Here is a 13,046-nt window from a genome sequence, read left to right on the forward strand (position 1 = left end):
ACTATGAAAAAAAAGAGGAATCATTCCTCTTTTAAGATATTACTACAGTTAAACTATCACCGCTATGAACAACTGTATTCTCGCCAACACTTTGAGCAGTTACATGTCCACTTGTGCCATCAATCGTTAATTGAATACCAGCAAGTGAAGCATAAGTTTGTACTTCTTTTTTAGACCATCCTATTAAATTAGGAAGTGTTATATCTTTTCCTTCTGTTTTGATAAATACTTTATCACCACTTGTCACTTTGCTTTTAGCAAGTGGATATTGTTCAATAACAGAACTTCCATTACCGATAATTTGAACACTTAATGATTTTGATTCTAATTTAGATTTTACATAATTAACAGATTGATTTGTATAGGAATCTAAAGTATAGCTTTGATCAACTGCTGTCGTATTTTTAGCATTATAGCGATTTACTACTTGAAGTGCTTCATTCATTGTTTGTTTAACAATATTTGGCATATATTGAGCATATGAATCTCCTGATTTAAAAGTTAAAAACATCACGACTTGAGGATCATCATAAGGAGCAATCCCTACAAATGAATGCATATATAAAGTTGTACTATAACCACCATTTTCAACAACTTGTCCTGTCCCTGTTTTACCAATCATACGAACATCATTATCTAAACGATAAGTCTTCCCTGTCCCTTGTTCATCTTCAATAACACCTAACATTAAATCTTTTACTTGACTGATTGTATTTGTTGAAAAGATTTGTTTTGAATATTTCGGTGTTGCTTGATAGACAACTTTATTTGTTTCAGGATTGACAACTTTATCTACAATATGTGGTTGAACCGTTTTCCCATCATTTCCAAAAACACTATATGCTTTTAAAAGTTGATAAGGAGTGACCGTAGAACCTTGACCAAATCCTGTCGTTAAATATTCAAGTCTTCCAGCATTTTTTCTTGTATAAGCATTGATTGATGATGAACATGTAAGTCCATCCATTGTATCACCTTGGAAAAAGCCTAAATCATTTAATTTCTCTGTTAAAACATCTTTTGTAACATAACCTTGATCCAATAAATTACAAATAGCTACGTTACTTGAATGATACAATCCTTGATCATAAGTAATTGTACCCCAACCTTGACCACCATTATGATCTTTAATTGTAGCAACTAATTTATTTCCATAATAAACATTATAACTTCCTGAATTATAATAAGCATTATGATCATATTTACCTTCTTCAATAGAATCAGCATAAATAAATGGTTTAAAAACAGATCCACATTCAATTGTTCCTTCTAAAAAATAATTGTTGAATGTTGATATATTTCTTTCATTAGGATTAAAAGATGGATAGGTTGACATTGCTAGAATCTTTCCTGTTTTAATTTCCATCACTCCAGCAGTCACAACTTCAGCACCACTTTCACTATAAGCATTAGACATCAAATAATCTAAATTTCTTTGAAGACCACTATCAATCGTTAAATAAAGATCATTTCCATTGGTTGGATCTTTCTCTCTTAAAGTTCCATCTACTAAAGCATATCCATTAGCATCTGTTTGATAAACCTTGTAGCCATTTTTACCTTTTAATTGTTTATCATAAGAAAGTTCAAGTCCCATTTCTCCAACCATTTTCTTAACACTTTGATCATTATAACTTTTTGCATACCCTACAACATAGCTACAAAAATCACCCAATGGATAATATCTCGAATTAGACTCTACAAACTCTATTCCCGTAAGATTACAATCTTCTATTTGTTTTTTTACTGACGCTGATAAATTATTTCCTTTTGTCCCAAGTTCAATTTGATAACGTCCTTCATCCTTTGCTGTTTGTAATTTAGATGTTAATTCATTGACATCTATTCCTAAAATAGGACCTAGTTGACTAGCTGTTTTATTAACATCTTTAACATAAGCAAGCTTTTTACCATAGCCTGTTCTTTGAGATGAAAGCACCAAAATAATTTTATACTTTTTAACATTAATAGCTACTTTTTCATGGTCACATGTATAAATTTGCCCTCTTTGAGCATATTCAACAACTTCTTTCTTACTTCTATTTTTCGCAAAAGAGGCAATGTTCTCTCCACTGATCAAGTGTTTTCCCGTTGCCCCCAAGTATAAAATATTAACTACCAATGAAAAAATAAGAACTGCAAAAATAATACCCGTTACCTTTGCACTTTTGTATTTCTTCATTATTGCTGAGCTCCTGTTGTTGATGCTGTTGCATCATTTTGATAAGTATATCCTTTAGAAGTTGCAACTTCAGCAACACGATTGAATGAAACTAATTCTTGTTTTTGCATTTGTAAACTATCTATATCTGATTCAAGTGTGTCTATTTCATTTTGTAATTTTTGAATGGTTCTATTATATGAAGATTCAACTGATTTAACCATAATAATTCCAAAAACAAAAACAACAATTGTTACAATTAAAAACACTTGTGCAAAAGATTCAAATCCTGTCTTTCTCTTTTTCATAAAATAACCCTCTCTATAACTCTTAATTTAGCTGAATGTGCACGATGATTATGAGTTAATTCATCATCCGATGCTATAATCGGTTTTCTATTAACCAATTTAAATTTAGGTTGCATTTCTAAAGGAATAACTGGTAATCCTTTAGGAACATCTTTTAATTTTGAAACTTCATTAAATGTATATTTACATATTTTATCTTCTAAACTATGGAAAGTAATAACCGAGATTCTTCCATTTAAATTTAAAAGATCCAATGCATCTTTTAAAGCAATATCAAAAACATTTAATTCATCATTAACCGCAATTCGAAGTGCTTGAAAAGTACGTTTTGCTGGATGTCCACCTTTTCTTCTAGCATAAGCAGGAATTGCTTCTTTAATAATATCTACAAGTTGAAAAGTTGTATCAATAGGATGTATTTCTCTTTCCTTTTCAATTTTTCGAGCAATCTGTTTTGCAAATTTTTCATCCGCATATTTATATAAAATTTCTACAAGTTGTTCATAACTATAATGATTAACAATATAATGTGCATCCAAAGATGCCTCTTGGTTCATTCTCATATCTAATCGAGCATCATAGTTATAACTAAAACCTCGATCCCCATCATCAAATTGAGGTGATGAAACACCCAAATCAAATAAAATTCCATCTACATGTTCTACACCACGAAGATGGAGTTCACTTTTTAAATTCTTAAAATTGGATTGGATAATTGTAAATTGATTACCAATTTTCTCCAACCTTTCTCTTGCAGCTTCAATCGCATGAATATCTTGATCAAAACAATATAAATGGCCGGTTGTTAACTGTTTTAAAATCAAACTTGAATGACCAGCTCCTCCAAGTGTACAGTCTACATAGATACCATCTGGTTTGACATTCAATCCTTCAACTGCTTCATTTAATAAAACTGTAACATGGTTGAACATTCAAAATCCTCCTATAAACTAAAATCATCTAAAGATTCTAAAATATCGTCATAACTATCCTGATTGTCATTATAGTATTGATTCCATTTTTCTTGTGACCATATTTCACCATGGTTTCCTGCCCCAATAATGACACATTCTTTTTCTAAGCGTGCTAAAGTGCGTAAATTTGTAGGAATGTTAATTCTTCCTAATTTATCAAATTCGCACTCACATGCACTTGAAATGGTAAAACGAATTGCTTTTCGAACTTCTTTTTTATTAGAAGGTAAAGAAAGGAGTTTCGCACAAAACGGATCCCATTCTTCTTTTGTATAAAAAGCAAGGCATCCATCAAATCCACGGGCAACATAAACAGAACCTTGACATTGATTCCTAATTTTAGATGGAATCGTCAAACGTCCTTTTGCATCAATCGAATGCTTAAATTCACCCATGAACATCACTATCACCCACTTTTTACCACTTTTATATTCACTTTTACCACTTTATACCACCATTATATACTTTTTAAATCACTTGTTCAATAAATAGATGTGAATAAAATATGGAAGTTCACATTTCTTGTGAACTAAAAAAGGTAAAAAAAAATCACCCTTTGGGGTGATCTTCTTATTTTACTTTTACACCTTTGTAAGTTCCACAATGTTTACAAACTCTATGAGACATTTTGTATTCTCCACATTCTGGACATACAACTAAAGTTGGTGCAGATAATTTATCATGTGTTCTTCTTTTATTTCTTCTTGTACTAGAAACTCTTCTAAATGGTACTGCCATCTTTATATCCTCCTATTGTTTAAAATAATCTTTCAATTTTGCTAACCTTGGATCAATGTATTCTTCATCATTATCCTCTTGACCATCGAGTATCTTCCAACCCTTACCTGATTCCTTGATGTTAGCATCATCTTTTACGACCCTCATAGGCACTTCTAACATGATATTTGAAAATACGACAGGCGTAAAATCAACAACATCTTTCTTTGCTTCATGAACGTCTTCAAGCGGATCAGGCTTTTCAAATGAAAATACTTCCGTCGAATCGATATCAAATGGATAATCAACATCTTCCAACGTTAACGCACACGGAAGAATCATTGTTCCCTTAATATTTAAATCAACATATAATCGTTTATCTCTTGTATCAAGATTCCCGGTACCTGAGACGATGACGTCTTTAAGGCCGTTAATATGGGCATACTTTTCAAACATTTCACATGGAAAAGTTATTTCTTCTTCAAAATCAAATGTTCCTTTGTGTTTAATAATCCACTGCAAACTATACTTCATATTAATCACCTTTCCATAACCGCAAAATCTATTATATAGAAACTCACATCATAAGTCAATCTAAAAATGGCCTAAAACAACATTTTTCACTTTTTAATGAAGTTCTTCTCCATTATAACAAAAACTTTAACTAAATCAACACTATTTTAAATCATTTTATCAACATCATTTAAAACATCTTTATTTTGCATAATTTTAATCAATTTATCAATCTTTCTTTGATCTAAAGATTGATTTGTTACTTTTGCAACCGTTTGAATAAAATCTCTCATATCTTTTTCATTATTCAAATCTTTCTTTTGTAAATCGTTTGCTAATTTAAAAATATCTTCTTTTTTCACATTTGTTTTTTTAGATACGCGATCTACAAGTAAATCTTTATCTTTCATAATATCACCACTATATACTATGAAAAAAATAAATAAATGTTAAAAAAAGAGACTTAGTCTCTTTTTCTACAAATGATATGAATTGGTGTTCCTTCAAACCCAAATGCTTCTCTTAATCTATTTTCTAAGTAACGTTTATAACTAAAGTGTAAATATTGTGGATCATTTGAAAATAAAACAAATGTCGGTGGGCAAACCGCCACTTGATTAGCATAGAAGATTTTTAATCTTCCACCATTAAATGTCGTTGTTGGATTCATTAATTGTGCATCCACTAAAACATCATTTAAAACGCTCGTTTGCACTCGTTTTCTTGAATTTTCATAAGATTCTTGAATTAATGGGAAAATTTGATCCACTCTTTGACCTGTTTTAGCTGAAGTAAAAACAATACGTGCATAATCTAAATATTTAAATTGTTCATAGATTTCTTTTTGTTTCTTTTGCATTGTTTTTTCATCTTTATCAACTAGGTCCCATTTATTATAAACAATGACAACGCCTTTACCTGCTTCATGGGCATATCCAGCAACATGCTTATCTTGTTCTCTAATTCCTGTTTCACCATCAATGACAACAAGAATAACATCACTTTTTTCAATTGATGTCAAAGCTCTTAAAATTGAATATTTTTCAATATTTTCATAAACTTTACCTTTTTTTCTCATTCCCGCTGTATCTACAACACGATATTTTTGTCCATCTTTCACAAAAGGTGTATCAATGGCATCACGTGTTGTTCCTTCAATATTAGAAACAATAACACGTTCTTCCCCTAAAATAGCATTTGTAAGAGATGATTTGCCAACATTTGGTCTTCCAATAATTGAAAAACTGATTTCATCTTCATTAGTTTCTTCATCTTGTAAATCTAATTGATTAATAATTTGATCTAATAAATCTCCAATTCCAATCCCATGTGAACCAGAAACAGGAATAGGATCACCAACACCTAATGCATAAAATTCATATATATAATCTCTAAATTGATTATCATCAATTTTATTAACAACTAAAATAATTGGTTTTCTTGATTTTTGTAAAAGACGCGCTACATACTCATCTTCTTTAGTAATACCTTCTCGACCATTAACAACAAATACAATAACATCTGCTTCTTCAATTGCAATTTCTGCTTGCATTTTAATTTGTGTTGTAAAAGAAGCATTTTCTAATTCAATACCTCCTGTATCAATTACACTAAACTCTTTTGTAAGCCATGAAGCTTTAGCATAGATACGGTCTCTTGTTACACCTGCAACATCTTCAACAATTGAAATTCTTTCTCCAACCATACGGTTAAAGATTGTTGATTTTCCAACATTAGCACGACCAACAATTGCAACTACACCTGCCATATTATTCCTCCCTTGTTTTATTAATTAAAGTTAACACTTGATCAACAACTTCTTCTAACGTCATATTCGACGTGTCAAGTTCAATTGCATCATCCGCTTTTTTAAGTGGCGAAATAGCACGATGCATATCTTGATAATCTCTTTGTTCAATTTCTTTTTTGATTGTTTCTAAATCAGCCTCTAAGCCTCTTTCTTTATTTTCTAAATAACGTCTCTTCGCACGTGTTTCTACACTTGCTATTTGATAAATTTTTAAATCTGCATGTGGTAAAACAACTGTTCCAATATCTCTTCCGTCTAAAATAACATTCCCAGTTTCAGCCATTTTTCTTTGCTCATCAACTAAAAATGTTCTTACCGCTTGATATTTAGAAACACAGCTAGCTCCAAGTGAAACTTCATCTGTTCTAATTTGAAGGCTAACATCTTCATCGTTTAAATAAACTTTATTATCAGCTGTAAGACGTATTTGAATATTTGAAATTGCTTGTTCAACAGCTTGTTCATCATTTAAGTCAATGTGATTTTTTATACAATAAAATGCAACAGATCGATACATTGCACCCGTATCAATATAAATGAAATTTTCCTTTTTAGCAACCATTTTTGCAATTGTACTTTTTCCTGCAGCACTAGGCCCATCTATTGCAATTGAAATTTTTTTCTTCATAAAATAAACACCCTCCTAAAAAACTAAGGTCTTCCTTAGTTAAAAAAAACTTTGATATAAGATAACTCCAAGTAAAGCAATGAAAATAATGACTAAAATAACAATAATGACATTCATGATCTTAACAGCTTTACTTTCACCTTTATTTTCAATAATCTCTTCATCTTCAATAAAAGTATCATTTTCTTCAATATCTTCTACTGGATTTTCTTCTATCGTTTCAACGATTTCTTTCGTCTCTGTGATTTCTTCAGCTTGTTTTTCTTCTGCTTCTTCAGATTCTTGTTGTAAAAATTCTTCTGCTTTTTTCACATCTTCTTCTGGTGACATCGCAGCTAATTTTTCCATAAAAGTCATTTTTTCTTTTGACTCTTCTTCAACTTCATTATTTACAAACATTCCTTTAGCAAATTCTTGTGTAGCATAGCTTTCAACTGAATCTATCTTAATTGTATTTTTTTCAGGTTCTCTAATTTTACTTAAAATATCCATTCTTGTATTATATTGATCTTGTTTACCAACACTTTCTTTCGCACTTTTAAGAGCTTTATCAAGTTCAGCTGAGCCTTCTTCTCTCATTTGTTCAAATGTTTTAGTTTCTGTTAAAGTATCTTCTAAATTTACTTCTTTTTCTTCTTTATCCTTTTTCATAAATGACAAAAAATCATCATCGTCATCATCATTTTGAACTGGTTCTACATACTTTTCTTTAGAAATGCCAACTTCTTCCTTAAGTCCATCTCTTAATTCTTGGTATTTTTTTACTCTTGAATACGTCATTTTCCCACCATCCCTCGCCATTATAACATAATAATCACTATAAAAAAATAAAAGAAGCCTAAGCTTCTTTAATATATTTACTTTTAAATCTTTTTTCAACCGGTCTTACAAGATAATAAACAATTCCTGTAATAATTCCTTTAATAAAATTAAAAGGAAAATAAATAATAAAAATAGCTTGTCCATAAGGTGATAAAAAAGATAAAAATTTCGGAATTGAAATATTTGAACCATATTGTTGATTAAATGCCTGAATATCTACAGTAAAAGGCATTTGTGTATACCATGTCGGTTTTTGCATTAAATAAGTAGGTGTCACAAAGAAATAATTGATAACAAACATAATAAAAGCAAAAACAAGCATCGTTAAAACCATATCTAAAAAATAATTCTTTAAATTCTTTTCTGGATCAATTTTTTGAGCAAGCAATGAATATGTTACACAAATTGATAACGATGCAATCAATGCTGCAATTTGCCCAATAGCTATTGGTCCTACAGGTCCTTTAAACAAAATAGAAACAACAAATTTACAAATACAGACAAACAACGCTGGTATAAATCCTAAAGTAGAAATTGCTACAAGAACAACAATTTCTGATAAATCAAGATTTAACCAAGGAGCAAAGGGATAAGGAATCTCAATGAGATTTAAAATCATCCCAAGTGCAGCCAGCATTGCTGCTAAAACCATTTTTTGTGTCTTAGTACTTTCCATAATAATTCTCCTTTAAAATAAAAAATATCATGAAAATACTAATCTCCATGACTAAAAACATTATCTAAAAAAATGTCTTTCTTCCATCTAGACTCTCACTATCGGTAAAGGAATTGCACCTTTTCTGCATCTGCTCGTGGACTATCACCACCGGTCGGGAATTTCACCCTGCCCTGAAGACTTTCTTTTCTTATATATATTAGCACTTCAAAAAAAAGAAATCAAATCATATGATTTCTTTAATCGTAAGGTTTATATTCAACTGTTTTCTTTTTAAAATCAATAAACAATTGAAAAGCCTTTCGATCTTCATCTTCATCCCAAATTTCCACAAACTCAGGAGTCACTTCTATTAAAATTTCACTATCAACGTGAGAATAAGCATTATAACTTTGCCATAAATACTCTTTATATTTCTTTTCAAAAACTCTTCCTGGTTCATCAACGACCAATCCTTTATTAACAGCAATCCCTTCAACTTGTGTTCCATTAAAACACATTGCGACACGATTATTTTTAAACAACTGCTGTGTCTTTCTAAAGTTCTTATCTGTCTTAAAATAGATTTTATCATTATAAAAAAGACAACTGACATTTCTCACCATCGGATAATTATCCTCGCAACTGGCAAGTGCCATAATTTTCCAATCTCCCATTTTTTGTTTCATGATTTCTTTAGCTTCTAAAAATTCCATCTTATTTCCTCCCTATATAATTCCTTGATATCCTAAAACAAACAAAATCATTGTCACTAAAACAACACCTACGACAAAGACATAACCTTTATAAACACTTCCTTGTCGATCAGATTTCTCCACTAAATGACTTCTTCTTAATATTTGAACCACTGGTTTATATAAGAAAAAGACAATGGCAGCATTCATCGTTGCTTTAATTAAATTAAAAGGTAATATTCCTGGAAGCAACATTGGTACAATAGCACTTCTTGGCATTCCATAATAAATAGGTGTAATGATATAATTCCAAATAAGCATAGATATTGTTGTACACGTAACACCTAGAACAAGTCCTAAAACAGCTCCTTTTTGATTATGTACTTTTTTATATACAAAAGCAGCCATACAAGCAAAAGAACACGTTGAAACCATATTCATCAAGACATCTAAAATATTGCCTCCCTTTAACATGATTTCAAAAATCGAACAAATAAAACTCATTAATAATGATGTCATTGGTCCATAAATAAATCCCCCAATAACAATTAAAATATCCTTGGGATCATACCTTAAAAAAGATACCGCTGGAACAATTGGAAATGAAATAAATACATTAACGATCATTGCCATGGCACAAAGCATCCCTACTGTTGTTATTTTCTTTGTACTCATTTTATATACCTCCTTTAACAAAGAAAACGCACCTAAAATAATCTTCTAGGTACGTTTTTGTATATAAAAAGTATTACAAAAAACACTTCTTTCATCCAGACTATAACTGTTGCTACTGGAATTTCACCAGTTCGGCCATCTTTGGCTCGCGGAGTTTACCGCCAGTAGAGAATTTCGCTCTGCCCTGAAGTATTATTTTATTGCTTCTTTATTATATAATAATTTTTCTTATTTTTAAAGGTCTATCAAACCATAATGTTTTAATGCATAGGCAATACCTTCATCATCCACATCTTTTGTCACAAAATCAGCAATGCTTTTTAACTCATCTCCCGCATTTCCCATTGCTATAGCAGTATTTACATGCTTTAACATTTGCATGTCATTTCCCCCATCACCAAAAGCCATCGTATCTTTTAAATCAAGACCATAATATTCTAAAAATTTATCAATTCCTAATTGTTTTGTTCCACCTATTGGTGAAATATCACAAAAAGTTGGATGCCATCTTGCTGAAATACAATGGGGCATATGACTTAAGATTTCTTTTTCTTCATTTTCATCTACAAAACACATAATTTGATAAATATGTTTATCAATGACATGACTACAATCTCCTGCAGGATGATCATCATTATGAGTAATAGCGTGAATTGCATCAACACGCTCATCACGATAGTTGAAGTATTTTGTATTTTCTTCTGTAAAGCCACAAGGAACTTGATGATCTTTTAAATAATCTAATAAAGCTTGTAGATCTTCTTTTTTGATTGTATTTGAATAAATAATTTGATTATTTGTATAACAATATTGTCCATTTAACGTAATATAACCATCAAAAGGAAAATCATTTAAAACATCTAATCCATCTTTTCCTCTTCCTGTTGCTATAAAAAGCTTGATTCCCTTTTCTTTTAACTTATATAAAGCATCAAATGTAGATTTAGGAATCTGATGATTTTTAAAACTAACAAGTGTTCCATCGATATCAAAAAAAATTGCTTTTACCATATTATATACCTATATCTTTCATATTTTTTAAGCGTTCTAAATAGCGTTCAATACGTTTTAATTCTTCACCGCTTACTCTTTTAGCAGAATAATAATATTCAACAGAACTTTCCAAATTTTCTAATTCAATATTTTTCATTAAATAATTAATTGTTCCTCTATTACCATCTAATAAATGGACATGCGGTAATAATTGATGAAAACTATCTTTAAAATAATTAAAATGTGTACATCCTAAAACAAGAGAACCATACTCTTTAAAATCAAATTTCGAAAGTGCCTCTTTTAAATAAGCAAGTACTTCATCACTATTAAACTCTTGTTTTTCAGCAAAGCGGACAAGTTTTGGTAAAGCAACCAAATCAACTAAATGATCTTTATCAACTCTTTCTACCAAGTCCAACATCTTTTTACCTTTAACTGTAATTGGTGTCGCACACACCAATACCTTTTGATTTCCATATAAATCAACTGCTTTTTTTACTGCAGGTTCCATTCCAATGATAGGAATATCATATTTTTTTCTCATTAAAGCAACTGCTGCACTGGTTGCTGTATTACAAGCAATGACAATGGCCTTACAATCATGATCAATCATAAATTGAATAATTTCATCTACATAGCCAATGATCTCTTCTCTTGTTTTTTCCCCATAAGGAACATGTTTTTCATCAGCATAATATATAAATTGTTCATGAGATAAAAGTTGCATTGCTTCATATAATACTGATAAGCCACCTATTCCTGAATCAAAAATACCTATTTTCATATAATTCCTCTTTCAATCATTCTACATTAATTATAAAAAAAGATATTGCGTTAAGCAATATCTATTTTTCTTGAAGCGTAACTTCAATTGTTTTTTCTGTGCCACTACGATTAACAACAACTTTTACTTTATCTCCTGCTTTATGCGAGTAAAGTGCTGTTAAGAACGATTTATAAGTAGTAATATCTTTACCATCTAATTTAACAATAACATCACCTTGTTGGATTCCAGCTTTACTTGCAGCACCATCACTTGTTAGTTTAACAACATAGATACCTTCATCAACAGATACTTTAACACCATATCTTTGAAGTTCATATGAAGAATAATCATTTAAAGAAACACCTGAAATACCGATAACTGGATGAGATACTTTACCATTTGTACGAATTTGTTCTGCAACTGTCATAACATCATTAATAGGAATCGCAAATCCCATACCTTCAACGCTTTCATCAGAGAACTTCATGTTCGTAATACCTACAAGTTCACCTTTCATATTAACAAGCGCTCCACCACTATTACCTGGATTGATAGCTGCATCTGTTTGGATAACATTCATATCCCAATCATCAACTTTATCATCATTTAAATCAACAGAAACTGTACGATCTGTTGCTGAAACAATACCTTGAGTAACAGTTCCTGAATATTGAATTCCTAATGGTGAACCAATCGCTAAAACTGTTTCTCCTTTATCTAGTAAATTAGAATCTCCTAAATCAATAACACTTACATCAAAGCTTGGTTGACATCTTAAAATAGCGACATCACTATATTCATCACTACCTACAACTTCTGCATCTACATATTCATTATTTGAAAATACAACTTGTACTTTGTTTGCACCATCAATAACATGGTGGTTCGTAATAATATAGGTATATTTACCAGTTTGATCATAAACGACCCCACTACCACTTCCAGATTGTGTTTCACTCGAAGAACTTGAATTATCACCAAATCCAAAAGCATTATTTGTTGTATTTTTATAAACAACAACTCCTACAACACTATCACTCGCTTTTTCTACAACACTTGTTGTATCTGTTTTAACATCATAATTGACTTGTTTTACAGTTCCTTTATTTGTAACGGTCGTTGTACTATCACTCGATGATGACATCATATTATAAAAAACATAGCCATTCATTGCAAAGGAACAGACAATAGCAACTACTAATAAAATTTTTACTATTTTTTTCCATTTCTTTTCTTTAGGTTTATCTTCATCAACTAATATAAAATTATTTTTATTATCTTCGTTCATAATATTTCCTCCTTTTGATGCTATTATCATAAATAATA

General features: G+C 30.6%; 16 protein-coding genes and 2 riboswitches. All 16 genes read right to left on the reverse strand.

What is annotated here, in order from left to right:
* Positions 1-31: 31 nt before the first annotated feature.
* The 16 genes from Fi14EGH31_RS10390 to Fi14EGH31_RS10465 all read right to left on the reverse strand — a co-directional run bounded on the left by Fi14EGH31_RS10390 (position 32) and on the right by Fi14EGH31_RS10465 (position 13,008).
* Entirely contained in the window at positions 32-2,182 is a 2,151-nt protein-coding gene (locus tag Fi14EGH31_RS10390; RefSeq protein WP_200764785.1) for a peptidoglycan D,D-transpeptidase FtsI family protein, read from the reverse strand.
* Positions 2,182-2,469: a hypothetical protein gene (locus tag Fi14EGH31_RS10395; protein ID WP_022002947.1), complete on the reverse strand. Its 288-nt coding sequence runs from the start codon at positions 2,467-2,469 to the stop codon at positions 2,182-2,184. Before Fi14EGH31_RS10395 ends, Fi14EGH31_RS10390 begins: the two co-directional genes overlap by 1 nt.
* Positions 2,466-3,401 (reverse strand): 16S rRNA (cytosine(1402)-N(4))-methyltransferase RsmH, encoded by a 936-nt coding sequence (gene rsmH, locus Fi14EGH31_RS10400; RefSeq protein WP_107028886.1) that lies wholly within the window; start codon positions 3,399-3,401, stop codon positions 2,466-2,468. Before rsmH ends, Fi14EGH31_RS10395 begins: the two co-directional genes overlap by 4 nt.
* An 11-nt stretch (positions 3,402-3,412) precedes the next feature.
* Positions 3,413-3,838 (reverse strand): division/cell wall cluster transcriptional repressor MraZ, encoded by a 426-nt coding sequence (gene mraZ, locus Fi14EGH31_RS10405; RefSeq protein ID WP_318025947.1) that lies wholly within the window; start codon positions 3,836-3,838, stop codon positions 3,413-3,415.
* A gap of 175 nt (positions 3,839-4,013) precedes the next feature.
* A complete protein-coding gene (gene rpmF, locus Fi14EGH31_RS10410; protein ID WP_022002950.1) occupies positions 4,014-4,181 on the reverse strand; it encodes a 50S ribosomal protein L32 in 168 nt (55 codons plus the stop codon).
* A 12-nt stretch (positions 4,182-4,193) separates the two neighbouring features.
* Positions 4,194-4,694 (reverse strand): YceD family protein, encoded by a 501-nt coding sequence (locus Fi14EGH31_RS10415; protein WP_022002951.1) that lies wholly within the window; start codon positions 4,692-4,694, stop codon positions 4,194-4,196.
* Positions 4,695-4,840: 146 nt separating this feature from the next.
* On the reverse strand, positions 4,841-5,083 hold the full coding sequence (locus Fi14EGH31_RS10420) for a stage VI sporulation protein F (protein ID WP_200764786.1): 243 nt from the start codon (positions 5,081-5,083) through the stop codon (positions 4,841-4,843).
* 53 nt (positions 5,084-5,136) lie between these two features.
* Positions 5,137-6,441 carry a ribosome biogenesis GTPase Der gene (der, locus tag Fi14EGH31_RS10425; protein ID WP_022002953.1) on the reverse strand — a complete coding sequence of 435 codons (1,305 nt, stop codon included), beginning with the start codon at positions 6,439-6,441 and terminating at the stop codon, positions 5,137-5,139.
* Between the two features lies 1 nt (position 6,442).
* Complete coding sequence (gene cmk / locus Fi14EGH31_RS10430) at positions 6,443-7,111, reverse strand: (d)CMP kinase (RefSeq protein ID WP_022002954.1); 669 nt, start codon at positions 7,109-7,111, stop codon at positions 6,443-6,445.
* Positions 7,112-7,150: 39 nt separating this feature from the next.
* Positions 7,151-7,891 carry a hypothetical protein gene (locus Fi14EGH31_RS10435; protein WP_117787136.1) on the reverse strand — a complete coding sequence of 247 codons (741 nt, stop codon included), beginning with the start codon at positions 7,889-7,891 and terminating at the stop codon, positions 7,151-7,153.
* Between the two features lie 58 nt (positions 7,892-7,949).
* Positions 7,950-8,609: an ECF transporter S component gene (locus tag Fi14EGH31_RS10440; protein ID WP_117787134.1), complete on the reverse strand. Its 660-nt coding sequence runs from the start codon at positions 8,607-8,609 to the stop codon at positions 7,950-7,952.
* Positions 8,610-8,679: 70 nt separating this feature from the next.
* A riboswitch (FMN riboswitch) is annotated at positions 8,680-8,794 on the reverse strand.
* A 54-nt stretch (positions 8,795-8,848) separates the two neighbouring features.
* Positions 8,849-9,304: a pyridoxamine 5'-phosphate oxidase family protein gene (locus tag Fi14EGH31_RS10445; RefSeq protein WP_022002957.1), complete on the reverse strand. Its 456-nt coding sequence runs from the start codon at positions 9,302-9,304 to the stop codon at positions 8,849-8,851.
* 12 nt (positions 9,305-9,316) lie between these two features.
* Positions 9,317-9,958 carry an ECF transporter S component gene (locus tag Fi14EGH31_RS10450; RefSeq protein WP_118346488.1) on the reverse strand — a complete coding sequence of 214 codons (642 nt, stop codon included), beginning with the start codon at positions 9,956-9,958 and terminating at the stop codon, positions 9,317-9,319.
* A gap of 79 nt (positions 9,959-10,037) precedes the next feature.
* Positions 10,038-10,154: riboswitch (FMN riboswitch) on the reverse strand.
* A gap of 38 nt (positions 10,155-10,192) precedes the next feature.
* The gene (locus Fi14EGH31_RS10455) at positions 10,193-10,969 is read right to left on the reverse strand and encodes a Cof-type HAD-IIB family hydrolase (protein WP_117782394.1); all 777 of its coding nucleotides are present in this window, start codon (positions 10,967-10,969) and stop codon (positions 10,193-10,195) included.
* A 1-nt stretch (position 10,970) separates the two neighbouring features.
* A complete protein-coding gene (gene murI, locus Fi14EGH31_RS10460; RefSeq protein ID WP_200764787.1) occupies positions 10,971-11,738 on the reverse strand; it encodes a glutamate racemase in 768 nt (255 codons plus the stop codon).
* Positions 11,739-11,799: 61 nt separating this feature from the next.
* Complete coding sequence (locus Fi14EGH31_RS10465) at positions 11,800-13,008, reverse strand: S1C family serine protease (protein ID WP_234697777.1); 1,209 nt, start codon at positions 13,006-13,008, stop codon at positions 11,800-11,802.
* Positions 13,009-13,046 lie beyond the last annotated feature (38 nt).

Origin of the sequence: Faecalibacillus intestinalis (genome assembly GCF_015097455.1) — a bacterium.
Classification (GTDB): Bacteria; Bacillota_I; Bacilli_A; order Erysipelotrichales; family Coprobacillaceae; genus Faecalibacillus; species Faecalibacillus intestinalis.

Bases quoted from the DNA above. Each gene is read 5' to 3' on its own strand.
- Fi14EGH31_RS10450 (WP_118346488.1), bottom strand. From the start codon at position 9,958: ATGAGTACAAAGAAAATAACAACAGTAGGGATGCTTTGTGCCATGGCA.
- Fi14EGH31_RS10395 (WP_022002947.1), bottom strand. From the start codon at position 2,469: ATGAAAAAGAGAAAGACAGGATTTGAATCTTTTGCACAAGTGTTTTTA.
- Fi14EGH31_RS10465 (WP_234697777.1), bottom strand. From the start codon at position 13,008: ATGAACGAAGATAATAAAAATAATTTTATATTAGTTGATGAAGATAAA.
- murI (WP_200764787.1), bottom strand. From the start codon at position 11,738: ATGAAAATAGGTATTTTTGATTCAGGAATAGGTGGCTTATCAGTATTA.
- Fi14EGH31_RS10455 (WP_117782394.1), bottom strand. From the start codon at position 10,969: ATGGTAAAAGCAATTTTTTTTGATATCGATGGAACACTTGTTAGTTTT.
- Fi14EGH31_RS10435 (WP_117787136.1), bottom strand. From the start codon at position 7,891: ATGACGTATTCAAGAGTAAAAAAATACCAAGAATTAAGAGATGGACTT.
- der (WP_022002953.1), bottom strand. From the start codon at position 6,441: ATGGCAGGTGTAGTTGCAATTGTTGGTCGTGCTAATGTTGGAAAATCA.
- Fi14EGH31_RS10420 (WP_200764786.1), bottom strand. From the start codon at position 5,083: ATGAAAGATAAAGATTTACTTGTAGATCGCGTATCTAAAAAAACAAAT.
- mraZ (WP_318025947.1), bottom strand. From the start codon at position 3,838: ATGGGTGAATTTAAGCATTCGATTGATGCAAAAGGACGTTTGACGATT.
- Fi14EGH31_RS10415 (WP_022002951.1), bottom strand. From the start codon at position 4,694: ATGAAGTATAGTTTGCAGTGGATTATTAAACACAAAGGAACATTTGAT.
- rpmF (WP_022002950.1), bottom strand. From the start codon at position 4,181: ATGGCAGTACCATTTAGAAGAGTTTCTAGTACAAGAAGAAATAAAAGA.
- rsmH (WP_107028886.1), bottom strand. From the start codon at position 3,401: ATGTTCAACCATGTTACAGTTTTATTAAATGAAGCAGTTGAAGGATTG.
- Fi14EGH31_RS10440 (WP_117787134.1), bottom strand. From the start codon at position 8,609: ATGGAAAGTACTAAGACACAAAAAATGGTTTTAGCAGCAATGCTGGCT.
- Fi14EGH31_RS10390 (WP_200764785.1), bottom strand. From the start codon at position 2,182: ATGAAGAAATACAAAAGTGCAAAGGTAACGGGTATTATTTTTGCAGTT.
- Fi14EGH31_RS10445 (WP_022002957.1), bottom strand. From the start codon at position 9,304: ATGGAATTTTTAGAAGCTAAAGAAATCATGAAACAAAAAATGGGAGAT.
- cmk (WP_022002954.1), bottom strand. From the start codon at position 7,111: ATGAAGAAAAAAATTTCAATTGCAATAGATGGGCCTAGTGCTGCAGGA.